A 25345-nucleotide genomic window follows, 5' to 3' on the forward strand; every position below is an offset into this window, starting at 1 on the left:
AAAATTTAACTGTTGATTAAACTTAAAATAAGCTCCTGCAATTTGAGAATATGGAATACAAATAAAAACCGCATTATTTAGGTTTAAAATAATGCGGTTTTTAATAAATTGTAAATTGATATTTTTTATTTCATTGATATATTATATGAACGAAATGTAAATGTTTTATTTGTACCATTTAACCGCTGTGCATACAATTCAACATATTCTCCATTGGCAAGAGTTATGGTTCCAGAAACAGAGAAACTTTGCACATTTGCTGTATTAGAGTCTATAAAAGTTTCTGAAGAAGTTATAAAAGTATAAGGAGTTCCACCAGAAGCAAATTTAACAAAATAAAACAGAAGATCAGCACTACCAATTCCACCTTCGAAGGAAACTGACGCTGTCATCGTAAAAGTTCTTGGTTTTCTACCTAAATAAACTAATCTGTTATTTGTAGCCCCATCCATTCTATATAAATTAGTTGAAATCGTTGTTCCTGGGACTTTATAAGCAGTATTTGTATTTACAAGTGAAATTGTTGGCGAAGCTACCACCCTATCCAAATATAGATTACCAGTTGCAAAAGAATCTCCCTCATTTGGAATTCCTGTTGAACGTACTGTCCAAAAGCCATTAAAATTATATCCTGAATAACTTCCAACTGTATATCCGTTTACATATTTTCCTGTTGTCACTGTTCCTGTAAAAACTACCGTTTCCATAACGGCATCTCCCGTTATTGTTGGATTAGAAGATACATCAAAACCAATGGCTGCTCCAGAAACCTCGCTAAAACCTCCTTGCTTTTGCACTAAACCAAATGTTCCTTGCAATTTTTCATAAGTCCCTCCATTATTACTAAACCACGCTGCATTACTTATCAATAATTTACTGATAGAATCATAAACAATACCGGTAGTATTTCCAACATATTGAACTATACTGACAAAAACTAATCCAAAACCAGTTATAGAACCTACACTAGAAGAACCTGCAATTACTGTATCTCTAATAATTATACTTTGTGTTGCTGCTCCAGATAAGTTAAAAACTTTCCCTCCTCCGGTAACCTGAATGGTAACATTTCTAATACTTCCTCCTGTCGCACCATCAAACAGATTTCCAGATGTTCTAACTAATTTATCCTCATTAGCATCCTGACCTGAAATATAAGCGTTGTTTAAATCAATTGGCAAATCAAAAATTATGGTCCCATTTATTTCATAATAGGTATTAACATCCAAAACATACTTTGTATTACTTCCTGCAGCCTTCTCTGCCGCCAAAACTGTCGCTAAAACATCTGTAGATTTTATACGTTTAAACTTTAATCTACCAGTTGTACCACTATTTATTACATTCCATGATGTTAAAGTTGAATTGTAATGATAAAAAGATTTCAAATCTGTATCATAAACCATTAAACCATCAGCAGGAGACGCAATAGCCGCTCTTTGCACAGTTGTCATTCTGGGCGTCAACATCCCTTGGGTTGTTGATGAAACATCCAATACAGAACTTGCATGTGGTGTAATCGTTCCTATACCTACTTGGGCAAACACATTTGTTGTTATTATCATGAAAAATAACACACAGGCTTGTAATACCTTTTTTGAAAAATAATTTTTTCTCATAATATAACGAATTAAAGATTTAATATAAATAGCCTCACTGGGCTTAAAACTCTGTGTGTAAATTTACGCAAAACAACGTTTAAATACATAAATAATCGATTAAAAGCATCTTTTTATTAAATGTACATTTATATTCTTACAATTTAGTTGTTTAAAAATAATTATGCGTAACAGATTAATAACAATTTTCTTTCAAATCATTATTCGCAATGTTTCTCGAAATAAAAAATTGATTACAAAATTTTCCAGTCGAAATTTTCAAAAAACAAAAAAAGAGGCACCTGTATCAATCCTAAGAAATATTTCAAACCTTCACTCCTTTATCTCACAAGTTTTGTACTTTTGAAAACTTTACAAAATCACAATTATGTCACAACAAAAAAGACTTTTCCTTCTTGATGCCTACGCCTTAATCTTTCGAGGCTATTATGCTTTCATAAAAAACCCAAGAATCAACTCTAAAGGGATGGACACATCAGCCATTATGGGATTTATGAATTCCCTGATGGACGTAATAAAAAGAGAAAAACCAGACCATTTGGCCGTTGCTTTTGATAATGGCGGAAGTCAATTGAGAAATGATATATTTCCAGAATACAAAGCCCATCGTGACGCCACTCCCGAAGCTATTAAAATTGCTATACCTTATATCCAAGATTTACTGAAAGCCATGCATATTCCTATTATAGAAGTAAAAGGTTATGAAGCTGATGATTTAATTGGTACAATTGCTAAACAAGCCGAAAAACAAAACTACAAAGTCTTCATGGTTACTCCAGACAAGGATTTTGCACAGCTCGTTTCTGAAAATATATTCATGTATAAACCTGCTCGAATGGGGAACGGAATAGAAATTTGGGGAATTCCAGAGGTTTTGGCAAAATTTGAAATCGAAAGACCAGACCAAGTAATTGACTTTCTTGGAATGATGGGCGATGCTGCCGATAATATCCCCGGACTTCCTGGTGTAGGCGAAGTAACTGCTAAAAAACTTTTGAAAGAATTTGGAACCATGGAAAATCTTTTAGCCAATACAGACAAGCTAAAAGGAAAAATGAAAGAAAACATTGAAGCCAATAAAGAAAAAGGATTATTATCCAAAACTTTGGCGACAATTTTACTGGACTGCCCCGTTATTTTTGACGAAACGGATTATGAATTATCAACCCCCGATGTCGAAAAAACAGATGCGCTTTTTAATGAATTAGAGTTCAGAAGAATGGCAGAGCAATTTGACGCCATATTCAAAAAAGGCGGAACTGCAACTACTAACAATAGTCCTGTTGACGAAACCAAACTATACAAAAAACCACAACCAAAAAACGAAGAACAATTTGATCTTTTTGGAAGTACATTACAAGATGATTCATCAGAAGAAACGCGTCATCAGTACTACAATTCATTAGAAAACACTGCACATTCATACCAGATAATTCAAGGGGATTTAGGATTGCGATTGCTGTTGCAAAATTTACAAAACCAATCTTCCGTTTGTTTTGATACTGAAACAACCGGTTTGGACGCTTTACATGCGGAATTGGTCGGCATCTCATTCTCCTATGAGAAAGGAAAAGGATTCTATGTTCCGTTTCCGGAAAATCAAGAAGAAGCACAAACTTTAATTGAAAAATTCATTCCTTTTTTCGAAAATGAAAGCATTGAGAAAATTGGTCAGAATTTAAAATACGATTTAAAAATTCTTTCTAATTACAATGTTACCGTAAAAGGAAAATTATTCGACACCATGATTGCACATTATCTGATTAATCCGGATATGCGTCATAATATGGATATTTTGTCAGAAACGTATTTGAAATATTCCCCTCAATCCATAGAAACTTTAATTGGTAAAAAAGGGAAAAACCAAAAATCAATGCGTGACGTTGCATTGGAAGAAATAAAAGAATATGCCGTTGAAGATGCTGATGTAACCCTGCAACTTAAGGAAATATTCACATCGGAATTGGATAAAACCGGAACCAAAAAACTTTTTGAGGAAATCGAAATTCCATTAGTAAAAGTTCTGGCCGATATGGAAAAAGAAGGGATACGTGTCGATGTAGATTTCTTGAAATCACTTTCTAAAACATTAGACGATGACATTAAAATATTAGAAGCAAACATTTTTGAAACTGCCGGAGAAAAATTTAATCTGGCTTCTCCAAAGCAATTAGGAGATGTTTTATTCGATAAATTGAAAATTGGAGGTGTAAAACAAAAGAAAACCAAAACTGGTCAATATGCAACCGGAGAGGAAATCTTGAGTTATTTGGCCGCCGAAAACCCAATTGTAAAAGACATTCTGGATTGGCGACAATTGGTAAAACTTCAAAACACCTATGTCGAGGCTTTGCCAAACCAAGTAGACAAAATCACGCAGCGCATCCACACCGATTATATGCAAACCGTTGCCGCAACAGGCCGTTTGAGTTCAAATAATCCGAACTTGCAAAACATTCCTATTCGTACCGAACGTGGAAGACAGATTAGAAAAGCATTCGTGGCCCGAGATGAAAATTACACCTTGGTTTCTGCGGATTATTCCCAAATAGAATTGCGTGTAATTGCGGCATTGAGTGGTGAAGAAAACATGATTAAGGCATTCCAAAATCACGAAGACATTCACAAATCTACTGCTTCAAAAGTATTTAATGTTCCACTCGAAGAAGTAACTCGCGAGCAACGAAGTCATGCCAAAACAGTGAATTTCGGAATTATTTATGGTGTTTCGGCTTTTGGATTGAGCAATCAAACCTCATTATCCAGAAGTGAAAGTGCCACTTTGATTGAAGCATATTATAAAACGTATCCAAGATTGAAGTCCTATATTCAAGAACAAATAGATTTTGCAAGAGATAATGGTTATGTACAAACCATCTTGGGCCGTCGTCGTTATTTGAAAGATATTAATTCGCAAAACGCCATTGTTCGTGGTGGTGCAGAACGAAATGCGGTAAATGCACCAATTCAAGGAAGTGCTGCCGATATTATCAAAATTGCAATGATTAATATTCATGAAAAACTAACCTCCGAAAATTGGAAAAGTAAAATGCTGCTTCAGGTGCATGATGAGCTTGTTTTCGATGTTCATAATTCGGAACTCGAAAAAATCCAACCGATGATAAAACACGAAATGGAACATGCTTTCAAACTTGATGTTCCTTTGGATGTTGATTTAGGAGCAGGAAAAGATTGGCTGGAAGCACATTAAATATCTTCCATCATACTCATAAAAAAAATCTCTAATCATTTAAAACGATTAGAGATTTTTTTTAAACCTATTATTAAATGAGTTTCTACAACTTCCTAGTTGACTCTCTTTCTTTCAGTTTTGTTTTGATTACCACCGTTTCATAAGGCAGATCTTCTTCTTTGGATTCTAACCTGTCAATAAGCAATTTAGCGGCCACCTCACCTATTTCGATTCCGTGCTGACTCACCGTTGTTAAACTTGGAGACAATCTTCTGGAAGCAAGAATTCCATCGGCAAAACCAATGATAGAAATTTCTTCCGGTACTTTATATCCTTTTTTAAGCGCAATACGCAAAGCTGCTACTGAGTCATTTTCTTCAAGAGCAAAGATTCCATCAATTTTATTTTCAAAAACTTTTTCGATTTTATCCTTTAAATCATCTTCAGAATCCGTTCTTAAAATGATATCGTTGTTTACAGCAATATTATTATTTTCCAATGCTTTCAAATATCCATCGGCTCTTAATTTACCAACACTTAAGTTATCGATAGAGGACAACAAGGCAATATTCTTGCATCCTATATCAATTAAATGTTGTGTTGAATTTAAAGCGGAGTCAAAATCATCAACAATTACTTTGTCACAATCTACGCCATCGGCAATACGATCAAACATAACAATTGGAGTTCCATCATTAATGATTGCGGAGAAATGGTCGTAATCCTGATTTTTTTGTGCTTCTTCAGAAACCGAAACAATAAATCCATCGATAGTTCCATTACTTAGCATTTCCAGCGTATGGGCTTCTTTTTCTGATGATTCGTTAGAGATACACATAATAACGTTGTACCCTTTTTCGTCGGCTATTTTTTCGATACCGCTGAATACTTTGGCAAAAAAAGAATTTAAAATATTTGGAATAATTACACCAATGGTTTTTGTCTTTCTATTTTTAAGGTTCAGACCAATAACATTGGGTTTATAATTTTTAAGCTTAGCATATTCTTTAATTTTAACTTTCGTCTGCTCGCTAATCTCCGGGCTATCGTTCAACGCTTTAGAAACTGTAGAAACAGAAACATTCAGTTCTTTAGCGATTTGTTTTAAAGTTGCTTTAGCTTTCATAAGAGAGATTTTTGACGTAATTTATATAATAAAAACAGTGACAAGATATGAATAATTAGAATATTAACTGTTTAAGTGACAAAAATAGCCAATAAAATGTAAAATTTGCTTCCAAATATTAGAAATATACAATAAAATTAAATAAAAACAACAGCACCTCGAATTCAACTCACCCAGAAGTGAGAAACACAAATTCAATCTTAGAATATTATTTTAAATATACATTTGATTATCAGAGTAAAAACAAGAAAAAAATATTCATTTAAGGTATTTGTATTTAAAATAATTAATTGTACTTTTGCAACCCCTTTATTGGGGATGGAATGTTTAATTAAAAATATATTATGGACGCATTAAGCTACAAGACACAATCAGCAAGCAAAGCCACAGTTACAAAAGAGTGGATTGTTGTAGATGCTGATGGTCACAACTTAGGTCGTCTTGCTTCAAAAGTCGCTATGATTTTGAGAGGTAAGTACAAGCCAAGTTACACACCACACGTGGACTGCGGTGATAACGTAATCGTTATCAACTCAGAAAAAATTAACCTTACAGGTAACAAAATGGATGAAAAAACATACATCCGTCACACTGGTTACCCAGGAGGTCAAAGAACTTTAACTGCTAAAGTATTGCAATCAAAAAACCCTGCATTATTAGTAGAGAAAGCTGTAAGAGGGATGTTACCTAAAAATAAATTAGGTGCTGAACTTTTTAGAAATTTAAATGTTGTTGTAGGATCTGAGCACAAACAAGGCGCTCAAAAACCTAAAACAGTTAACCTTAACGATCTTAAGTAATGGGAGTTATTCACAAAATCGGTAGAAGAAAAACCGCTGTTGCACGTGTTTATGTTTCAGAAGGAACAGGAGTAATCACTGTAAACAAAAAAGCATTCGAAACGTACTTCCCAACTGCAACTTTACAGTACAAAGTATTACAACCTATGTCTATGACAGAAAATGTAAGCAACTTTGACGTAAAAGTTAACGTTTATGGTGGTGGTTCAACTGGTCAAGCAGAAGCTGTAAGAATGGCATTGGCACGCGTTATGTGTGAAGTAAATGCTGAAAACAGAGCTATCTTGAAACCAGAAGGTTTATTAACAAGAGATCCAAGAATGGTTGAGCGTAAGAAATTCGGTCAGAAGAAAGCTCGTAAGAGATTCCAATTCTCTAAACGTTAATATTACCTGTCTTGTTCAAATGGGACAAGACATCGTTCATTTATTATTGAATTTAAAAAAACAGTTGTTGTTGCTCTCCTACTGAGGTAGGAAATAGTTTAGCATCTAAATGTATAAAGCCGAGAAATCGCCATTTATTCATTGCTAATCAACAGAACGTAAACTAGAACAAAATGGCAAACAAAGTAGAAGTAAAAGAATTACTAGAAGCAGGTGTTCACTTCGGGCACATGACTAGAAAGTGGGATCCAAACATGGCTCCTTACATTTATATGGAGCGTAATGGTATTCACATTATCAATCTATATAAAACTGCAGCAAAAATTGAAGAAGCTAATGACGCTTTGAAAAAAATCGCTGCATCAGGTAGAAAAATATTATTCGTTGCTACCAAAAAACAAGCAAAAGACATCGTTGCTGAAAAAGCAAAAGCTGCAAACATGCCTTACATCACTGAAAGATGGCCTGGTGGAATGCTAACTAACTTCGTAACTATCCGTAAAGCTGTTAAAAAAATGGCTACTATTGATAAAATGAAGAAAGATGGTACATTCATGACTCTTTCTAAAAAAGAGCGTTTGCAAGTTGATCGTCTTCGTGCTAAATTAGAGAAAAACTTAGGTTCAATCGCTGACATGTCAAGACTACCAGCTGCATTGTTCGTAGTTGATATCAAAGCGGAACATATCGCAATAAAAGAAGCTCAAAAATTAAACATTCCAGTTTTTGCAATGGTTGATACAAATTCTGATCCTCGTGAAGTAGAATATGTAATTCCTGCAAATGATGATGCTTCTAAATCAATTGATAAAATTTTATCTTTAGTTACTGCTGCAATTGTTGAAGGACTTTCTGATAGAGGTTCTGACAAAGAAGCTGAAGCTACTGCTGAAGTTGTTGCTCCTGCTGCTGAAGCTGTAGAAGTAGCTCCCGCTGTAGAAGCTGCTGCTCCAACTGCAACTGAAGAATAAATAAACATTTAATTCCAAGTTTTAAATTCCTCTCCAAAAAAAATTAGAAACCTAAAGTTGATAATTTAATAAAATTGGAAATTGGATTTAACACTTGGAATTTTTTACTTTTAACCTTAAAAAATAATACAATATGGCAACAATTACTGCTGCAGACGTAAATAAATTAAGAACAATCACTGGTGCAGGTATGATGGACTGCAAAAAAGCCTTGGTTGAAGCAGACGGAGATTTTGATTTAGCTATCGAAAACTTACGTAAAAAAGGACAAAAAGTAGCTGCAAACCGTTCAGATAGAGAATCTACTGAAGGTGCTGCAATTGCTGTTGTAAATGCTGACAAAACTGCTGGAGTTGTTATCACATTGAACTGTGAGACTGACTTCGTAGGGATGAATGAGAACTTTGTAAAAATGGCTACTGAAATGGCTAATTTAGCATTGAACTTCAATACTAAAGAAGAATTTTTAGCTGCTGACTTCAACGGAATTACTGTTGCTGATAAATTAATCGAGCAAACAGGAGTTATCGGTGAAAAATTAGAAATCAGAACTTTCGAAAAATTAGAAGGTGCTTTCATCGGATCTTACATCCACTCTGGAAACAAAATCGCTACTTTAGTTGCTCTTTCTGCAAATATTGAAGGTGCTGACGAAGTTTCAAGAAACGTATCTATGCAAGCAGCAGCTATGGCTCCTATTGCATTGAACGAAGAAGGTGTTGATGCTGAAACTATCGCTAAAGAAATCGAAATTGCTAAAGACATCCTACGTCAAGAAGGAAAAGCTGAAGCAATGTTAGACAATATCGCTAAAGGTAAACTAGCTCGTTTCTTTAAAGACAACACTTTAGTAAACCAAGATTACATCAAAGACAACAAATTAAGCGTTGCTGCTTATGTTAAATCTTTAGATAAAGATCTTATCGTTACAGGTTTCAAAAGAGCTGCTTTAGGATAATCATTCTAAAATCGTTTCAGAATTATAAATTTATTTACAATTCTGATTACAAATATAAAATCCCATTCGTTCACTCGAATGGGATTTTTTTTTAAATCAACTACTGTTTGTTTTATAAAACATAAATTTCAAATTAAAATACTAAATTTGAGTACTAATTATCATTTATGTTTAAAACCAAAAAAGAGCTCGTATTTGTTATACTCGCCGGAATCTTCATTACTAATGCTGTTACTGCCGAATTAATCGGTGGAAAACTGATACAAATAGGTCCGTTTGTAATGAGCATCGGGATTTTACCTTGGCCTATCGTTTTCCTGACTACCGATTTAATCAATGAATATTTTGGAGAAAAAGGAGTAAAAAAATTGTCTTTAATTACAGCCGTTTTAATTGCTTACGCTTTTATCCTCTTATTTTTAGCCATAAGCATTCCAGCAGCAAAAGGAATAAGTCCGGTAAATGACGACCAATTCTTTGCTGTTTTTGGTCAAAGTATGTGGATCATCGTTGGAAGTATCATTGCATTTCTAGTTTCACAATTGATTGATGTAACTATTTTTTGGTTTTTCAAAAACCGCACAGGAAATAATAAAATCTGGCTTAGAGCAACGGGCTCCACTATAATTTCTCAATTATTCGATTCTTTTATTGTTCTTGGAATTGCTTTTTGGTTGCCCGGAAAAATTAACTTTGACACTTTTATAACTTCCGCATTGACGGGCTATACATTCAAACTTGGAATTGCCGTTTTATTGACTCCGCTAATTTATTTGGGGCACTACATTATAAAAAAATATTTATCAGAAGAAACAGAATAAATCATGATAGAAAAAACAAGATGTAAATGGTGTGTTGGTATTGATATTTACGAAAAATACCATGATGAAGAATGGGGGGTTCCAGTTTATGAAGATCAAAAATTATTTGAATTTCTAATTCTGGAAACCTTTCAAGCTGGACTAAGTTGGATTACAATCCTAAAAAAAAGAGAAAACTTCCAATTAGCTTTTGATGATTTTGACTATAAAAAAGTTTCGAATTATACTGAAGATAAAATCCAGGAATTACTTCAAGATGCAGGGATTATTCGCAATCAATTAAAAATTCGCGCAGCCGTTTCGAATGCCATTGCTTTTATGAAAGTACAAGAAGAATTTGGTAGTTTTTCAAAATACATTTGGAAATTTACCGATGGAAAACCTCTTCAAAACAACCGACAATCCTTAAAAGAAGTTCCTGCAACAACGCCACTTTCGGATGAAATTAGTAAAGATTTGAAAAAACGTGGATTTAAATTCGTAGGCTCTACAGTAGTTTATGCTCACATGCAAGCCACTGGAATGGTCGATGATCACGTAGCAGATTGCTGGAAAAAAAGCTAGCACTCAGATTGAAGTTGCCATTTAAAGTATTAGAAATCGGAATCTGAAAATTATTTGCTTTTCAAAATCTCCATAAATTCTTCTCTGTCAATTTCCCTGCAGCCCAAACTTTCAAGATGCGGATTATAAACTTGGCAATCCAACAATTTGTAATTTTCTCTTTTTAATTGGTTTACCAAAGCAATGAAAGCCACTTTGGAAGCATTAGAGACTTTAGAAAACATACTTTCACCACAAAAAACATGACCCAAATCGATTCCGTACAATCCACCAACCAAAACCTCATCTTGCCAGACTTCAACCGATTTTGCAATACCTAATTCGTTCAATTTACAATAGGCTTCAATCATATCATTCGTTATCCAAGTCCCATTTTGACCGTCTCTCTTTATGTTTTGACAGTTTGAAATTACGTCCCTGAAATTCTGATTAAAAGTAACCTTGAAACTATTTCGATTCAGAATGTTACGCATACTCTTGGATACAATCAATTCATCCAGAAACAAAACCATTCTGGGATTTGGCGACCACCATGTAATAGGTTCTCCATCTTCAAACCACGGAAAAATGCCACTTTTATAAGCAAGTTGCAATCGTTCCGGTGATAAATCTCCTCCAAGAGCAAGAATACCCGAAGAATTAGTCAGAGAAACTGGAGGAAAGAATAGTGCTGCAGTTAAATAATACATTCTTTATTAAAAAATAAAACCCGACAGTGTTTTGAATACCTGTCGGGTTTGTTTTTACTATATCAATAGAAATTCAAATGATTAAAAAGGTAAATCGTCTGCTTCTTCTTCGTTTAAGTTAGTTGCTGGTGCAAAAGCTTCTGCAGCCGGCATTGGAGGCATTTGTGCAGCAGAAGGAGCTTCAGCTTGCAATTTTCCTATTCTCCATCCTTGGATAGTATTAAAATAAACCGTTTCCCCTTGAGGATTTGTCCATTCTCTACCTCTTAAATTAATATCAATTTTCACAGGCTCACCTACTTGAAAACCGTTCAATAAGTCACATTTATCCTGAACAAACTGAACTAGAATATGTTGTGGATATTGCTCATCAGTAGTAACAACTACATCTCTTTTTTTGAAACCTCCAGATCCAACTTCTTTAGTTTGATCGATCATTTTAATTTTTCCTGTAACTTCCATCTTCTATGTTTTAATTGTTTTGCTCTATTTTTTTCTTTCTGCCAAAAGTACTTTCCATGCTGAAAACACGTCGTTGGCATTTAAATATTTTTTAGCTTCCAAATGCACTTTTAACTCATCATCGGAGCTTAAAACTCCTTTTACCGCGAAATTTTGTTTTACAAATATAGTAACTTCTTCCTTTGTAGGCAAGGCTTCAATATTCCCTAAAATCCCTAAATCATTTCCATCAAAAACAGTACTTTCTTTTATAAAATCCGGAATAGCATCCACTCCAATTCCTAATGTGGATAATGGTTTTGGCACTTCAAAAAGACCTTGATTCGACCTGGAATACCAGTTGCCGCCTAATCTGGAAACTAGATCAATCTTGTGTTGATCAATCGCTCCGTTTTCGTCTAAAACAGATTCGTCAATATGAATACGCACTACTTCACAAAGTACTAAATTTCCGGCTCCTCCTTCAGTTCCCAATGGAATAATCTGAGTGACTTTGCATTCAAATTGAACGGGGGATTCTTTTACCCTAAAAGGTTTTACCACCTCCGAAGCAATTGGAGTCAAGCCAGATTTTATAAACTCATCAACCCCATCAGCATATTCCGTACTGGCCAGAGACGTTTGCTGAACTATATTATAATTTACCACATTAATCACCACTTCACGAGTCGCTTCGGCATTGATTAAGGTGTGTTTTATCGAATTATCACGAACGCGTCTTGCAGGCGAAAATATCAGAATCGGAGGATTAGCACTGAACACATTGAAGAAACTAAAAGGCGATAGATTAGGATTCCCTTTAGCATCCATCGTACTCGCAAAAGCAATAGGTCTTGGTCCAACGGAACTTTGCAAATACCCTTGCAGTTTTGCTGTTTCAATACTTTTAGGATCAATAGTAATCATACGTTTTTAATTTATTGCTGAAAGATACAAAAGTAGACAAATGAATTAAGTTTAAGAAGCAGTAACCTCAAATTAGAATAAAATAAAGGATTGATTTTCTCAAAAAAAATTCTTTCTCCAAAACTAAAATACAAAAGCATTTATTTCGTTATATTTATACCACTAAATTATATTTATGCAGTTTTCTGAAAGAAGAAATACAACTCGTTGGGTTATTATTTTTGCATCCTTTTTAATCATTTCATTAATTCTCTGGAACACTTATACTTTTTTTCAAATCTTCAAAAATGAAGAACGATTAAAAATGAACCTTTGGGCAAAAGCTCAAAAAACACTTAACAATGCCGGTGAAAATACCGATGTAGAACTCCCACTTCAAATTTTCAGCAACAATACCTCAATTCCTATTATAGTTACGGAGAATGACAGCATCATAAACACCGTAAACATTGACGATGCTATTGTGAAAAATAAGTCCAAAGCCCAGGATTTTTTATCCAAATTAAAAAGCGAAAATGAACCTATTGTCATTGAATATGTCCCGGGGAAATTTCAAAATCTGTATTATGGTAACTCTGCATTACTGAATAAATTAAAATATTATCCCGTTGCTTTGGTACTCATCATTGTTCTTTTTGGAGCGCTCGTTTACAATTTTTACAGAAGTACCAAAATGGCTACGCAAAATAAACTTTGGGCCGGAATGGCAAAAGAAACCGCGCACCAGATAGGAACGCCGCTTTCTTCCTTGATTGGCTGGGTCGAACTCTTGAAATCCGAAAATGTTGACGAAAGCACCACTTTCGAAATTGAAAAAGACATTGAACGTTTACAAACCATAACAGATCGTTTCTCTAAAATAGGTTCAGAACCAAAATTAGAAAATAAAGACATCGTAGCAGAAACCTTTCAATCCTACGACTATTTACAATCCCGATTTTCGAAACAAATTGAATTTTCATTCAAGGCACCAAAATCACCTATCATTGTTTCTTTGAATCCTACTTTACACAGTTGGACCATTGAAAATCTTGTGAAAAATGCCATCGATGCCATGAAAGGAAAAGGGAAATTAGCACTTGAAATTGAACAAGAAGGTGATTCTGTAAAAATAAACGTTACCGATACTGGAAGCGGAATTCAAAAAAACCAATTCAAAAGCATCTTCGAGCCTGGATTTACAACTAAAAAACGCGGTTGGGGATTGGGTCTCTCATTGACTAAAAGAATCGTTGAGGAATACCATAAAGGAACCATCAAAGTGTTGAATTCCGAGATTGGAAAAGGAACAACGATGCAAGTCAGTTTTAAAAAAAGCAATTTAGTTTAACGGAACACCAAACCAAGTAACTTTTGAAAACATCGTTTTTCTGACTATTTTAGACTTACTCAAATAATTTTTCACAAACAAGGAATGTTCTTCGGCTTGCGCCAAAGCTGCTCCAATCGATTTTTTAATCGATGCTACACTAGACGCATTTTTGCTACCAACTGAACCCACGCTGTAAATATCATTCTGACATTTCACCAGCTGTTCTCTTGGCGTTTCAATCATATTGCTAATTTCATCATCTGATAAAGCAGGCTTGAACTTATTGTTTCTGTAATAAATAAAATCATTCAATAAAACAACTGCCTGATTCATCTCATTCACAATGGAATTCAATTTCTCGATATTCGTATTATGTCTCAAATAAGTCAACTGCTGCTTTTTCCCTTCATAACGTTCCAGAATCATGGCGTTTTTCAATCCATTTTTCTCTATTCTTTCTGCCGAATCAAATAATTGATCAGCTTCAGACGAGGCATTATATTTGATAATTTCTTTCTCAAAATCAAAGTATTTCTTGGTTTTGTTGATTTCAATTTTTCCTTCATAAAACTCACCATTGGTAATAGGATAATTGGAAAATTGCCATAAATAATCAAATGGAATGTGGGAAGCAATTATTTTAGTGGGTTCAGCCTTAAAATAATAGTTATTTATTTTTTTATAAAACCTCCCATTATTGACATAACCAGAACCCCAAGTTGGATCAAATACATACCACTTTTTGTCAATTTTTGCGGCTATCCAAGCGTGAGCTAAATCGCTTACTTTTCCGTTTTGCTTTGTATATCCATCGATTATATAGGATTGAATTCCTGTTTTTTGCGAAAGCTCATTAAAAACGACAGCATAATGAATACAAACACCTTTTTTGGTTCTTAACGTCCTTGCGATTTGTTCCTGTACCGTTTCATTGAAATTTACAACAAACATATTGGCAACATCATAACTTATATTTGATGTAGTCCAATAAAAAACAGCCCTGATTTTATCCGTTTCTGTTTTAAAATTAGCATTGATATATTTGGCAATTGCATTGGTTGAAGTTGTTGAATTAGCAGGAATAGCAGCCATTTTAGCATCAACCAAAGGATATCCGGCATTGACCTGTCCAAAACTCAAAAGTGAGAAAAAGAAAAAAAGTACTAAACAAATGTTTTTCATAGTATATAATGTAGTCTCAAAAAATTAAATGGGGATAGGTTTTCACCTATCCCCATTCTAAACTAAAATCATACCAATTTATTTTATTTACTAAAATATTACAAATTAGCTTTAATGCTTTCTGCCAAAGCTTCAAATTCATCTTTGGACAAGGATACTTTATTTTGAAAACGCATTTCATCCATTTCATTCAAGGGAATTAAATGAACGTGCGCATGGGGAACTTCAAGTCCTACAACTGCCATTCCAATTCTTTTGCATGGAACCGTTTTTTCAAGGGCAACTGCTATTTTTTTAGAGAATTGCATCAGTCCGATATACAAATCATCTTCCATCTCAAAAATCTTATTTATTTCTTGTTTTGGAATACAAAGGGTGTGTCCTTTTGCATTTGGATTTACATCCAAAAAAGCCAAGAAATTTTCATCTTCTGCGATTTTGTAACATGGGATTTCTCCGTTTATAATTTTTGTAAATATACTTGACATTGTTGAATTGGTTAATTGTTGAATCGGCTAAACCTTTAACTATTTAATCACGAGATATTTCTAAAATTTCAAATTTCAACACTCCGTTTGGAACAGTGATTTCTGCCACTTCTCCTACTGATTTCCCCAACAAACCTTTCCCAATAGGCGAGGTTACTGATATTTTTCCAGTTTTCAAATCGGCTTCACTTTCAGCTACCAGTGTGTATTTCATTTCCATTCCATTGGTTTGGTTTTTGATTTTCACATTAGACAAAACCAATACCTTAGAAACATCCAGATGTGTTTCATCTATTAATCTGGCATTAGAGTGTACTTCTTCCAGTTTAGCAATACGCATTTCCAGCATTCCTTGTGCTTCTTTAGCAGCATCATATTCGGCATTCTCAGAAAGGTCGCCTTTATCTCTTGCTTCAGCTATATCTGCAGATGCTTTTGGACGCATTACGCTTTTTAAATAATCTAATTCTTCTCTTAATTTCTTTAACCCTTCTGCGGTGTAATACGATACTGTACTCATAACTTCATCATTTATATAAATAGAAAAAATCCCATCAGGACGGGATTTCTTTCCACAAAGATACTATTATTATTTTTTCGTCTATAAATATATGTTAATCATATATAATTCAAAGTTAAATAAATTAAATTTGTTTCACTAATACTTTGACACTATTTTAAAATGAAAAAATACCTGCTGCTTTTCGTTATAATTCCTTTCTTTTTCTCTTGTAGTGATTCAGGTTTTGACAATACAAATCCATATATCCCAAATTATACTTTTACGGTAGATATTAATATGAATTTGCCTGCGTATTCAAATCTTAAATACGCGAGCAATGCTATTTATTATGCCGGAGTAGGCGCACGTGGTATTATTGTTTTTAATACCGGCAGCGGTTACAATGCTTTTGATGCGGCTTGTCCTAATCAAGCAATAAGTTCCTGTTCTACCATGACCATAGATGGGATAAATGCCGTTTGTGGATGTGACAGTAAAGAGTACAGTTTATTTACCGGACAGGGAACTTTACAATATCCTATGAAACAATATCGTGTTCAAGTAAACGGAACTTCTCTTCGAGTTTATAATTAAACAAAAAATCCTGACAGATAAACCATCAGGATTTTTCTCATTATAACTAAAACAATATTCTAAAACTTCAAAGTCAATCCGGCAAGGAAATTAATTCCCGCTTGTGGATAATAATACGGGTATACATCATACATGTATCCGTTAGAAACATATTTTTTGTCTAAAAAGTTATTCACTAAACCAGTCACAATAATCGATTTAAAAACTGATTTTGGTTTAAACTCATACGCAACGTTCAAGTCATTCACAAAGTAGTCTGCCAACTTTGCAGCCGGTAATTCAATGTTATTCATGTATTGTTCCCCAACGAATTTTTGCATCCATGAAATGTGAAGATTTTCCACTGGCGTATAAACCAAAATATTTCCCGCAATAATCGATGGTGAATATGCGATATCAGTAGTACCATAATTCTGTCCTTCTACCGCTAAATCCGTATTTTTATTAGCACTCAAGGTAAAATTAGGACGGATAATCAATTGATTTGTCAACGCTATTGTAGCGTCTACTTCCAGTCCTAAACGGTAGCTTTTTTCGCTATTGGAACGTATCGGAGCGCCTACATCATCCAGATTTCCAGTTAAAATCAATTGATCTTTATAGGCCATATAATACACATTCGAATTGAATTGTACTTTCTCTGCAACATATCTCCAACCCAATTCAAAGTCATTCAATTTTTCTGACTTTACGTTTCCGCCTTCATAATCGGTTCTGTTTGGTTCCCTGTTCGCTCTGGCATAGGAAAAATACAAAGCATTATTAGCATTGATGTCATACGTCAACCCAGTCTTTGGATTAAAAAAATTAAATGTATCATCTACTACGTCTGCCTGAACCCCGTTGGCTTTATAATTAACCGTACGATATTGTAAATCTCCAAATAAACTTAATTGCGTTGTGATTTGGTAATTGGCTTTGGCAAAAATAGTTCCATCCGTTTTGACAGCATAATCGTCATAATAACGATCTCCTAATTCGCTCTGCGAAGCAAATCGTGCCCAAATAACTTCCCCGAAGTGACTGCCTTCATATTTATTCCATCCGCCACCAAAAATCACATCTAATTTATCTTTCTTGTAATTTGCAGAAAATGTAGTTCCGTAGAAATCGTTGTCCAACCATTTTTGACGAATCAAATCAGATGTAGTCACGGTACCAACTGGTTGTAATCCATAATCGGTTAAATCAGCGTCTTCTTTGTAATTTTCATAGAACCCTTTTCCTTTGGTGTAATGCAACGCAAAATTAGTACTCCAGTTTTCTGATATTTTTTCGTTCCAATGCAATTGAGAGTGATCTTGTTGGTAATTATCGGTTTCATTGTCATAAAAACGAGCATTTCCTTGTTCATCCGTAAAAGCTCCTGCTGAATTAAACGTGCGATCATTGTTCAATGTTTCGCCATCAATTCCGTTCCAAGACTGATACGTTTTCTCTTTACCTCCAAAAACCAAGGCTTTTATCAACGTAGTTTTCCCTACATAAGTACCTTGAAGAAAATAGGATTTCAAATCAGATGCGCCACGATCCACATAACCATCTGAATTTAAAGCAGACAAACGTCCAGCGATTTCAAAATGATCGTTCATTAGACCTGTACTGAATTTTACTGTATGTTTTCTGGTATTGAAACTTCCAAAAGAGTTGGAGATTTCTCCTGTGCTTTCTTTAGCAAAATTATCCGTAAGCATATTTAAACTAGCACCAAAAGCTCCTGCTCCATTAGTTGAAGTCCCTACGCCGCGCTGCAACTGCAAACTCTCCACTGAAGATGCAAAATCAGGCATATTTACCCAATACGTCCCATGACTTTCAGAATCATTGTAAGGAATTCCGTTTATAGTAACATTCACTCTTGTTGCATCACTACCACGGACGCGAATTCCGGTATATCCTACACCATTTCCCGCATCAGAAGTGGTCACAACTGAAGGCAGATAATTCATCAGAATAGGAATATCCTGTCCTAAATTTCGGAATTTGATTTCCTTTTTGTCCAAATTGCTAAAACTAACTGGTGTTTTTGTCGTCACACGAACTGCCGAAACCAAAACTTCATCAAGTTGGTTTACTTTCGTCGTGTCTTTGACTTGTGAGAAAGAGATAAAAGTTGCTAGAAAAAAGGCCGAAGACATATAATATGTCAGATTCTTGGACTTTGAGACTTTGAGACTTTGAGACTTTGTAACTGTAATAAAAGTATTCATCCGTAAAAAGATTACGAATAAAAGGGGGAATTATTCTTTTGTTAAATTAAAAAATGATTGTTTCCTATGACAAATAAAGTAGTGTGCACGCTATTTGTTTGTCATTTTTTCCCTTGACAACATTACTTGTCCAGGTTCTTTGGGTATAATCTCAGCTCGTTATTTAGAGCACCCCTTTGAGACAGCGCAAAACTAATTATAAATTGTGAATTATAAATTATGAATTGGAATAAATTTTAAAAATCAGGTTTTCTGCGTGTCTTTTTAATTTCAGAAATGTTCTTTTTGTCCTTTATTCGCTTTCTAATAAACGACTTAGGGATTTTAGTAGGTTTACGTTCTTTAGGAATAAGCAACGCATTTTTTATAAGTTCCAAAAATCGTTTGATTACAATTTCCTTGTTTCTAAACTGACTTCGATCTTCATCACAATTCAAGATTAAAACAGAATCAGTTGTTAACCTTGAAGACAATTTGGTTTCGACCAAAAGTTTTTCTTCTTCGGTTAAAGCCTGAGAATTTTTCAAATCAAAAGTCAGTACCACTTTTGAAGAAACTTTATTTACGTTCTGGCCACCGGCTCCACTGCTCCGGACGGCTTTAAAACTTAACTCAGCTATAATTTTTTCGTTTTCCATTGATGTTGTCCCGAAACTTCGGAAATGTTTCAGTAAAATTATTACGGCTGATGCGCTGGTTTTAATAAATCATTTACTGTTTTTACCGGATTAAAAGTAATCAAAGGCACTTGAACAAATACCGTCATCCATTTTGCCATGGCACCATTCCATAAACCAGGTAATTCATACGATTTAATATCTCTTCCAAAAGTAGTTTTCTCTACTACAAAGCCACTGTTATGATCCACAAACTGAGTCAGGTCGAACTTCTCCTTTTTATAATTTTTAATTCCGCATACTAAATCCACCGGGTTAAAATGTGTAGAAGCATTCAGTATTTCCTTTTGATTATCATCTGATAAATCGACTTGGGGGCTTTCAACAATTTGCAACGAAATTGAACCTTTCTCATCTTTTACCCAAAAAGGACCGCCACCTGCTTCACCTTCGTTTTTTACCATTCCACAAACCCTTATAGGTCTATTTAAAATAGCTTTAATCTCGAATATTTTATTTTCAAAACTAAGCTTGTAAAAACTGTTTGGGACTCTAATATTTAATTTTTCTTCCAAGAAAAGTAAAATTTCTTCACTTTGCTCTTGTTGAATTTCTGCAGCATCAATTGCATGTAAATAATTAAATACCTGCTGTTGCAATTCTATTAAAATTCCTGCTAATGCTTTTTTATACAAAGCAATTTTTTCAATATTATTTTGGATTACGTTGTCAATATTTTTTATAAAAACAATGTCAGTATCAAGATTGTTTAAGTTTTCTATCAAAGCTCCATGACCACCCGGCCTAAAAAACAACCTGCCGTTTTCATCTCTAAAGGGGTTATTTTCAAAATCTACAGCAAGAGTATCCGTATTCTCATTCTGACAAGAGTAATTAACATGTATTGCTATCCCTGACTTTTTTTCTAATTTGCCTTTAATAGCATTAATCGTTGTTTTAAACTGAGCCAAATGAGATTCTGACACTGTAAAATGCAAGTTTGAATTTGAATTTGAATTTGCATAATGAACACACTCATTAAGATGTTCTTCCACCGGTGTATAAATATGGTTTAGATATTTATGAAAAGGTAGTACACCTTTAGGCTTACCGGCAAAATTGAAGTAATCCGGAGCCAAAAGTAATTTTATGAAATAATAATTTTTATAATCTCGATGAAGAAACTCAAAGTCAATAAATTCCTCTCTTAGTTTTTTATCAACTGCCTTGAAAAACGGAAATTTCTCTAAACCTACTATAAAAACAGGAAGTTCTGTTTCTTTTTTTCTATTGACATAAGCATTAATCGTTTCATTTTCGACATCAAAATCCTTCAGAAAAGAAAGCAAAAATTTAAACATTCTAGTGGCTGCTCCAGATGCAGGGACAAATTTTTCCAGTTTTAAACTGGATTTATTTTCATCAAAATAATCTGCTTTTAGTCGAAAATCATTTTCTGATAATTTTAAAATACCATTAAATAAAGTTGCCGGTCCAACCAGATTACTTTTTGTAATTCCATTTCTGAAAAAAATAAGCTGTTGCTGAATATTTTTTAATGGAACACCTTTTTCATAAATTTGAACAAAATCAAGAGAAGAAAGTCCCATCTCTTTGGCTTTTGTCAAATCATTAATAATAGCAACTGCTTTCTTCAGTCTTAATTTTTTATCTCCTGAAAGAATGACAAATGGTTTCTTATTATCAATTAAGGATTGTTTGAAAATTGCAAATACAGATTCTCTTTCATTTGGATGATCTCTTAAATCATCTTTTTCCCACGGAACATCAATATCCGTAAGAAAAAATAAGTCGTACTCATGTTCGCGAGCCGCTTGATCTAATAATGGATCACAATAATCATAATACACTTCCGAAAAAACTTTGGTTACCAATAAATTAGTATCACAAAAAAGGTAGTTATTAGCAATTAAAGCACTTTCATTTTCTAATTTGGTTTGCCCAAAAGCAATAGGAAGCATGTCGTCAATATCACAAATCTGTTGATTTACATCCCATTTTTCTTGAAGGTATTCTCGTGCATATTCAGGAACCCATTCTGTTTTATAATATTCAGCGAGTTGTTTTGCTAATGTGGTTTTTCCAGTACTTTCCGGACCAAATAGAGCAATTTTAATTATTTTTGTAGCTCCGTTTGAGAGCTGTCTGAGATTTTCTTCCATTCTAAATAGCCAAAAATGGCAACTATTGTAAATACTATGTATTGAAAACTTGTAAAAGTAAATCCTTTTGAAAAATATAATGGAATTGAAATTACATCTCCAATAATCCAAAATATCCAATTTTCTACTTTCCTTTTGGCCATGAGCCACATTCCTACAAAGAAAATTCCTGTGATAAATGTATCTACATAAGCATACCAAGTGGTGAATTTTCCGAAATAATGATATACCGAAACCACAAAAGCGACTGTAAATATAAAAAGAATTATCGCAATTCGTTTTTCAGAACTCGATATTTTTGAAATTGGGAACTCAACTGTATCATCTTTTTTTCTAGTCCAATGATACCAACCATAAATACTCATCACAAAATAGTATCCATTGATCATCATATCGCCCCATAAAGTCCATTTCCAAAGTAAATAAACATAAATGGATGTACTTACTAATCCCGTTGGAAAAACTAAAATATTGTCTTTTTTAGCATACCAAACACTTAATAAACCAAAAACAACTGCTATAATTTCTAAAACTATATCTAAGGTTGGATAATCCGCGTATTGAGAAAAAAAGTATTCTATCATTCCAAAATTAAATTATTGATTAAAAAAATTCATGTCGTTTTCAAAGGCTGTTCCTATAATTACTAAATCGGCACCGGCATGATAGGCGTTTTGAATTCCTTGCAAATCTACAATTCCGCCTCCAACAAGTAACGGAATTTCAATATTTTGAGAAACTAATTCAATCATTTCTAACGGAACAGCTTGTTTTGCACCACTTCCCGCTTCCAGATAAATCAATTTATTACCTAACATTTCGCCCGCTTGTGCTGTTGCCAATGCTAAATCCAGATTATTTCTATCTAAAGGCTTTGTTTTACTAATGCGTTCTACGGCGGTTTCACTTCCACTTTCAATCAAAATATAACCTGTAGAAATGATTTCGAGTTGGGTTTGTTTTAAAATGGGTGCTGCTTTTACTTGGTGTTCAATTAGAAAATCAGAATTGCGACCAGAGATTAAAGACAAAAATAAAATCGCATCGGCTTTATCTGAAATCTGAGATGGATTTCCCGGGAAAAGAACGATTGGTAAATTGCAGTTTTGTTTAATTTTCACAATTAATTCATCAATAATAGTAGTTGTAACCAGGCTTCCGCCAATGAAAATATGAGACGCCGGCGATTGGTTAATTTTTGAAATTAAAAGATCCAAGTTTTCTAAAACCAATTTGTCGGGATCAAGAAGGATAGCGAGTAATTTTTGGTTATTCGTTTTGGCTTTTATTATTTGGCTGTATAGGTTCTCCATAAGTTTTACCGCTAATTCACTAATTTTCGAAAGCGTAAACTAACGTAAAATCCTCTATTTCTTCAAAATGAATATTGAAATCTATAATCAAATTATTAAAATGAAGTTTAGCTTTATTTTGTTTAACGTTTAATTCAAATGACTGAACATTTATATGATCTTTGAAACTAATCCCTTTTTCGTTTCTAATTTTAAAAATGGCTTCTTTGGCACCCCAAATTACAGTCAATTTTCGAATGTATTCGTCACTGTCCATATCCAAAAATTGAAATTCGGAGTCACAGAATTTATCGGCGATTCGGAGGATTTTGTCTCGCTGCAATTCGATATCGATTCCTACGGTTTCGTCACTGATGATAATTGCCGAAAAATTATGGGAATGTGTTATGGAAATATGGTTCTCTCCATGTAGATGTGGCTTCCCGAATTCGTCATAATACAAATCCAAATCCGTGTGGCCCGTTTCCTGTAATAACTTGCGAACACTCAGAAAGGCACGTTGGTGCATTTCAGATTTCATTCCGTCGAGGCGGAGGCGATTGCTATCGTTTAAGACCACTTGTTCTAATAATTCGGCATAGGATTCGGTTACTTTCCAAACGAGGATTTGAGTAGTGGTCCCGACGCTTCGGGAGAAATGTATCGTTTTGTAAAGTGGCATCGTATTGTGTTCTTGGTTTTTTAGCCCCGGTAGCAGCGGCATCCTTTTTTCACGCTTTTTTGCGTGGAAAAAGATATAGCGAATAACGGGAAATAGCTCCAGAAACTGAAATAAGTTCAGCTTAAAGAAATTATTTAGTTAATGTTCAAAAGATTAGCGAATTAAACAATTCATAAATCTTTTAGAAAACAGTTAAATTCTAAAGTTATTACGTAAATTTGCAAAAAATTTTACGCCCGAGCCTAAAGGCAAACGGACGAAGTAATTACAAATATACTATAAATGAGTACTACAACTATGCCTTTTGTGGCTTTCAAAGTAAAAGACATTTCTCTAGCGGCTTGGGGAAGAAAAGAAATTGAACTAGCTGAAGCTGAAATGCCAGGTTTAATGGCGCTTCGTGCGGAATACAAAAACGAACAACCACTTGCTGGTGCTCGTATTGCAGGATGTTTGCACATGACAATCCAGACTGCGGTTTTGATTGAAACTTTAATTGCTCTTGGTGCTGAAGTGACTTGGAGTTCTTGTAACATTTTCTCTACTCAAGATCAAGCTGCTGCTGCGATTGCTGCTGCTGGAATTCAAGTTTATGCTTGGAAAGGTTTGAACGAGGAAGATTTTGACTGGTGTATTGAGCAAACTTTATTCTTTGGTGAAGACAGAAAACCATTGAACATGATTCTTGATGACGGTGGAGATTTGACCAATATGGTTATTGACCGTTACCCAGAATTGGTTTCTGGAATCAAAGGATTATCTGAGGAAACTACAACAGGTGTTCACAGATTGTACGAAAGAGTAAAAGCGGGAACATTGCCAATGCCTGCTATCAATGTAAATGACTCAGTTACTAAATCTAAATTCGATAACAAATACGGTTGTAAAGAATCTGCAGTTGATGCTGTTCGTCGTGCAACTGATATTATGCTTGCTGCAAAAAGAGTAATCGTTTGTGGTTACGGTGACGTAGGTAAAGGAACTGCTGCTTCTTTTAGAGGTGCTGGTTCTATTGTTACAGTTACTGAAATTGACCCAATTTGTGCTTTACAAGCTGCAATGGACGGTTTTGAAGTGAAAAAATTAGATACCGTTATCGCAACTGCTGATATTATCATTACGACTACTGGAAATAAAGATATCGTTTTGGGTTCTCATTTCGAAAAAATGAAAGACAAAACTATCGTTTGTAACATTGGACATTTTGATAACGAAATTGATATGGCTTGGTTGAACGAAAACCACGGTGATTCAAAAATCGAAATCAAACCTCAAGTTGACAAATATACTATTGCTGGAAATGACATCATCATTTTGGCTGAAGGTCGTTTAGTAAACCTTGGTTGCGCTACAGGTCACCCAAGTTTTGTAATGAGTAACTCATTTACTAACCAAACTTTGGCTCAAATCGAATTGTGGAAGAACAGCGCGGCATACAACAATGACGTGTACATGTTACCAAAACACTTAGATGAGAAAGTAGCAATGTTACACTTAGCTAAATTAGGTGTTGAATTAGAGACTTTACGTGTTGATCAAGCTGATTATATTGGCGTTCCAGTTGAAGGTCCATTCAAACCAGAATATTACAGATACTAGATTTTAGTAATTAGTCCTTAGTGATTAGTAATTAGCTAAAATTATTCATAAAGAAACCTTTGCATTGCTGCAAGGGTTTTTTGTTTTAAATTGGCTTTTATAACAACGTACAAGATGTATGAATTAGTCTTATAGTTGTATCCCAGATTTTTCGAATTAACAATTTACAATTGTAGTAAAGAAACATTT

General features: G+C 34.2%; 24 protein-coding genes. 10 read left to right on the plus strand and 14 right to left on the minus strand.

Going from position 1 to position 25345, the window contains the following annotated elements; translation table 11 throughout:
* Window positions 1–125 precede the first annotated feature (125 nt).
* Complete coding sequence (locus tag C8C87_RS13100; RefSeq protein WP_121342893.1) at window positions 126–1619, minus strand: hypothetical protein; 1494 nt, start codon at window positions 1617–1619, stop codon at window positions 126–128.
* 367 nt (window positions 1620–1986) lie between these two features.
* Here C8C87_RS13100 and polA point away from each other — a divergent pair, with 367 nt between their 5' ends.
* Window positions 1987–4830 carry a DNA polymerase I gene (gene polA, locus C8C87_RS13105; RefSeq protein WP_121342894.1) on the plus strand — a complete coding sequence of 948 codons (2844 nt, stop codon included), beginning with the start codon at window positions 1987–1989 and terminating at the stop codon, window positions 4828–4830.
* An 85-nt stretch (window positions 4831–4915) separates the two neighbouring features.
* Here polA and C8C87_RS13110 read toward each other — a convergent pair whose 3' ends face one another.
* Window positions 4916–5938 carry a LacI family DNA-binding transcriptional regulator gene (locus C8C87_RS13110; protein WP_121342895.1) on the minus strand — a complete coding sequence of 341 codons (1023 nt, stop codon included), beginning with the start codon at window positions 5936–5938 and terminating at the stop codon, window positions 4916–4918.
* Between the two features lie 344 nt (window positions 5939–6282).
* On the opposite strand from C8C87_RS13110, the gene rplM reads away from it, so the two are divergent.
* The 6 genes from rplM to C8C87_RS13140 all read left to right on the plus strand — a co-directional run bounded on the left by rplM (window position 6283) and on the right by C8C87_RS13140 (window position 10438).
* Window positions 6283–6738 (plus strand): 50S ribosomal protein L13, encoded by a 456-nt coding sequence (gene rplM, locus C8C87_RS13115; RefSeq protein WP_099714271.1) that lies wholly within the window; start codon window positions 6283–6285, stop codon window positions 6736–6738.
* Window positions 6738–7124, plus strand: a complete 387-nt coding sequence (gene rpsI, locus C8C87_RS13120) for a 30S ribosomal protein S9 (RefSeq protein WP_066080508.1) — start codon at window positions 6738–6740, stop codon at window positions 7122–7124. The genes rplM and rpsI overlap by 1 nt, the downstream gene beginning before the upstream one ends.
* A gap of 173 nt (window positions 7125–7297) precedes the next feature.
* Window positions 7298–8095: a 30S ribosomal protein S2 gene (gene rpsB, locus C8C87_RS13125; RefSeq protein WP_121342896.1), complete on the plus strand. Its 798-nt coding sequence runs from the start codon at window positions 7298–7300 to the stop codon at window positions 8093–8095.
* Window positions 8096–8228: 133 nt separating this feature from the next.
* Window positions 8229–9053 (plus strand): translation elongation factor Ts, encoded by an 825-nt coding sequence (gene tsf, locus C8C87_RS13130; RefSeq protein ID WP_121342897.1) that lies wholly within the window; start codon window positions 8229–8231, stop codon window positions 9051–9053.
* A 167-nt stretch (window positions 9054–9220) separates the two neighbouring features.
* The gene (locus tag C8C87_RS13135) at window positions 9221–9874 is read left to right on the plus strand and encodes a queuosine precursor transporter (protein ID WP_121342898.1); all 654 of its coding nucleotides are present in this window, start codon (window positions 9221–9223) and stop codon (window positions 9872–9874) included.
* 3 nt (window positions 9875–9877) lie between these two features.
* A complete protein-coding gene (locus C8C87_RS13140) occupies window positions 9878–10438 on the plus strand; it encodes a DNA-3-methyladenine glycosylase I (RefSeq protein WP_121342899.1) in 561 nt (186 codons plus the stop codon).
* A 50-nt stretch (window positions 10439–10488) separates the two neighbouring features.
* On the opposite strand, the gene aat is transcribed toward C8C87_RS13140, so the two are convergent.
* The 3 genes from aat to C8C87_RS13155 form a co-directional block, all read right to left on the minus strand.
* Window positions 10489–11127 (minus strand): leucyl/phenylalanyl-tRNA--protein transferase, encoded by a 639-nt coding sequence (gene aat, locus C8C87_RS13145; RefSeq protein WP_121342900.1) that lies wholly within the window; start codon window positions 11125–11127, stop codon window positions 10489–10491.
* An 81-nt stretch (window positions 11128–11208) separates the two neighbouring features.
* Window positions 11209–11589 carry a DUF3127 domain-containing protein gene (locus C8C87_RS13150; RefSeq protein ID WP_099714265.1) on the minus strand — a complete coding sequence of 127 codons (381 nt, stop codon included), beginning with the start codon at window positions 11587–11589 and terminating at the stop codon, window positions 11209–11211.
* Window positions 11590–11613: 24 nt separating this feature from the next.
* Window positions 11614–12495 carry a flavin reductase family protein gene (locus tag C8C87_RS13155; RefSeq protein ID WP_121342901.1) on the minus strand — a complete coding sequence of 294 codons (882 nt, stop codon included), beginning with the start codon at window positions 12493–12495 and terminating at the stop codon, window positions 11614–11616.
* Between the two features lie 175 nt (window positions 12496–12670).
* Here C8C87_RS13155 and C8C87_RS13160 point away from each other — a divergent pair, with 175 nt between their 5' ends.
* Window positions 12671–13825, plus strand: coding sequence for a PAS domain-containing sensor histidine kinase (locus tag C8C87_RS13160; protein ID WP_121342902.1), 1155 nt, complete (start codon window positions 12671–12673; stop codon window positions 13823–13825).
* Here the strand turns inward: C8C87_RS13160 and C8C87_RS13165 are convergent.
* The 3 genes from C8C87_RS13165 to greA all read right to left on the minus strand — a co-directional run bounded on the left by C8C87_RS13165 (window position 13817) and on the right by greA (window position 15997).
* A complete protein-coding gene (locus tag C8C87_RS13165) occupies window positions 13817–14989 on the minus strand; it encodes a transglutaminase domain-containing protein (protein ID WP_121342903.1) in 1173 nt (390 codons plus the stop codon). The two genes, C8C87_RS13160 and C8C87_RS13165, sit on opposite strands and share 9 nt — an antisense overlap.
* A 98-nt stretch (window positions 14990–15087) precedes the next feature.
* Window positions 15088–15477 (minus strand): HIT family protein, encoded by a 390-nt coding sequence (locus C8C87_RS13170; protein ID WP_121342904.1) that lies wholly within the window; start codon window positions 15475–15477, stop codon window positions 15088–15090.
* A gap of 43 nt (window positions 15478–15520) precedes the next feature.
* Window positions 15521–15997: a transcription elongation factor GreA gene (gene greA, locus C8C87_RS13175; protein WP_091165910.1), complete on the minus strand. Its 477-nt coding sequence runs from the start codon at window positions 15995–15997 to the stop codon at window positions 15521–15523.
* Window positions 15998–16159: 162 nt separating this feature from the next.
* On the opposite strand from greA, the gene C8C87_RS13180 reads away from it, so the two are divergent.
* On the plus strand, window positions 16160–16573 hold the full coding sequence (locus C8C87_RS13180; protein ID WP_121342905.1) for a hypothetical protein: 414 nt from the start codon (window positions 16160–16162) through the stop codon (window positions 16571–16573).
* 59 nt (window positions 16574–16632) lie between these two features.
* Here C8C87_RS13180 and C8C87_RS13185 read toward each other — a convergent pair whose 3' ends face one another.
* The 6 genes from C8C87_RS13185 to C8C87_RS13210 all read right to left on the minus strand — a co-directional run bounded on the left by C8C87_RS13185 (window position 16633) and on the right by C8C87_RS13210 (window position 23557).
* Window positions 16633–18783: a TonB-dependent receptor gene (locus C8C87_RS13185; RefSeq protein ID WP_121342906.1), complete on the minus strand. Its 2151-nt coding sequence runs from the start codon at window positions 18781–18783 to the stop codon at window positions 16633–16635.
* Window positions 18784–19019: 236 nt separating this feature from the next.
* Complete coding sequence (gene arfB / locus C8C87_RS13190; protein WP_099714258.1) at window positions 19020–19421, minus strand: alternative ribosome rescue aminoacyl-tRNA hydrolase ArfB; 402 nt, start codon at window positions 19419–19421, stop codon at window positions 19020–19022.
* A gap of 41 nt (window positions 19422–19462) precedes the next feature.
* On the minus strand, window positions 19463–21583 hold the full coding sequence (locus C8C87_RS13195; protein ID WP_121342907.1) for a DUF4301 family protein: 2121 nt from the start codon (window positions 21581–21583) through the stop codon (window positions 19463–19465).
* Window positions 21538–22167 (minus strand): nicotinamide riboside transporter PnuC, encoded by a 630-nt coding sequence (gene pnuC, locus C8C87_RS13200; RefSeq protein ID WP_121342908.1) that lies wholly within the window; start codon window positions 22165–22167, stop codon window positions 21538–21540. Before pnuC ends, C8C87_RS13195 begins: the two co-directional genes overlap by 46 nt.
* A 12-nt stretch (window positions 22168–22179) precedes the next feature.
* Window positions 22180–22896 carry a geranylgeranylglyceryl/heptaprenylglyceryl phosphate synthase gene (locus C8C87_RS13205; RefSeq protein ID WP_121342909.1) on the minus strand — a complete coding sequence of 239 codons (717 nt, stop codon included), beginning with the start codon at window positions 22894–22896 and terminating at the stop codon, window positions 22180–22182.
* Between the two features lie 19 nt (window positions 22897–22915).
* Window positions 22916–23557 (minus strand): 4'-phosphopantetheinyl transferase superfamily protein, encoded by a 642-nt coding sequence (locus C8C87_RS13210; RefSeq protein WP_121343376.1) that lies wholly within the window; start codon window positions 23555–23557, stop codon window positions 22916–22918.
* Between the two features lie 282 nt (window positions 23558–23839).
* On the opposite strand from C8C87_RS13210, the gene ahcY reads away from it, so the two are divergent.
* On the plus strand, window positions 23840–25156 hold the full coding sequence (gene ahcY, locus C8C87_RS13215) for an adenosylhomocysteinase (RefSeq protein ID WP_099714254.1): 1317 nt from the start codon (window positions 23840–23842) through the stop codon (window positions 25154–25156).
* The last annotated feature ends 189 nt before the right edge of the window (window positions 25157–25345 follow it).

Source organism: Flavobacterium sp. 120 (genome assembly GCF_003633605.1).
GTDB classification, from domain to species: Bacteria; Bacteroidota; Bacteroidia; order Flavobacteriales; family Flavobacteriaceae; genus Flavobacterium; species Flavobacterium algoritolerans.

Coding starts and splice junctions, on each gene's coding strand:
- C8C87_RS13100 (WP_121342893.1), bottom strand. CDS start 1,619: ATGAGAAAAAATTATTTTTCAAAAAAGGTATTACAAGCCTGTGTGTTA.
- polA (WP_121342894.1), top strand. CDS start 1,987: ATGTCACAACAAAAAAGACTTTTCCTTCTTGATGCCTACGCCTTAATC.
- C8C87_RS13110 (WP_121342895.1), bottom strand. CDS start 5,938: ATGAAAGCTAAAGCAACTTTAAAACAAATCGCTAAAGAACTGAATGTT.
- rplM (WP_099714271.1), top strand. CDS start 6,283: ATGGACGCATTAAGCTACAAGACACAATCAGCAAGCAAAGCCACAGTT.
- rpsI (WP_066080508.1), top strand. CDS start 6,738: ATGGGAGTTATTCACAAAATCGGTAGAAGAAAAACCGCTGTTGCACGT.
- rpsB (WP_121342896.1), top strand. CDS start 7,298: ATGGCAAACAAAGTAGAAGTAAAAGAATTACTAGAAGCAGGTGTTCAC.
- tsf (WP_121342897.1), top strand. CDS start 8,229: ATGGCAACAATTACTGCTGCAGACGTAAATAAATTAAGAACAATCACT.
- C8C87_RS13135 (WP_121342898.1), top strand. CDS start 9,221: ATGTTTAAAACCAAAAAAGAGCTCGTATTTGTTATACTCGCCGGAATC.
- C8C87_RS13140 (WP_121342899.1), top strand. CDS start 9,878: ATGATAGAAAAAACAAGATGTAAATGGTGTGTTGGTATTGATATTTAC.
- aat (WP_121342900.1), bottom strand. CDS start 11,127: ATGTATTATTTAACTGCAGCACTATTCTTTCCTCCAGTTTCTCTGACT.
- C8C87_RS13150 (WP_099714265.1), bottom strand. CDS start 11,589: ATGGAAGTTACAGGAAAAATTAAAATGATCGATCAAACTAAAGAAGTT.
- C8C87_RS13155 (WP_121342901.1), bottom strand. CDS start 12,495: ATGATTACTATTGATCCTAAAAGTATTGAAACAGCAAAACTGCAAGGG.
- C8C87_RS13160 (WP_121342902.1), top strand. CDS start 12,671: ATGCAGTTTTCTGAAAGAAGAAATACAACTCGTTGGGTTATTATTTTT.
- C8C87_RS13165 (WP_121342903.1), bottom strand. CDS start 14,989: ATGAAAAACATTTGTTTAGTACTTTTTTTCTTTTTCTCACTTTTGAGT.
- C8C87_RS13170 (WP_121342904.1), bottom strand. CDS start 15,477: ATGTCAAGTATATTTACAAAAATTATAAACGGAGAAATCCCATGTTAC.
- greA (WP_091165910.1), bottom strand. CDS start 15,997: ATGAGTACAGTATCGTATTACACCGCAGAAGGGTTAAAGAAATTAAGA.
- C8C87_RS13180 (WP_121342905.1), top strand. CDS start 16,160: ATGAAAAAATACCTGCTGCTTTTCGTTATAATTCCTTTCTTTTTCTCT.
- C8C87_RS13185 (WP_121342906.1), bottom strand. CDS start 18,783: ATGAATACTTTTATTACAGTTACAAAGTCTCAAAGTCTCAAAGTCTCA.
- arfB (WP_099714258.1), bottom strand. CDS start 19,421: ATGGAAAACGAAAAAATTATAGCTGAGTTAAGTTTTAAAGCCGTCCGG.
- C8C87_RS13195 (WP_121342907.1), bottom strand. CDS start 21,583: ATGGAAGAAAATCTCAGACAGCTCTCAAACGGAGCTACAAAAATAATT.
- pnuC (WP_121342908.1), bottom strand. CDS start 22,167: ATGATAGAATACTTTTTTTCTCAATACGCGGATTATCCAACCTTAGAT.
- C8C87_RS13205 (WP_121342909.1), bottom strand. CDS start 22,896: ATGGAGAACCTATACAGCCAAATAATAAAAGCCAAAACGAATAACCAA.
- C8C87_RS13210 (WP_121343376.1), bottom strand. CDS start 23,557: ATGCCACTTTACAAAACGATACATTTCTCCCGAAGCGTCGGGACCACT.
- ahcY (WP_099714254.1), top strand. CDS start 23,840: ATGAGTACTACAACTATGCCTTTTGTGGCTTTCAAAGTAAAAGACATT.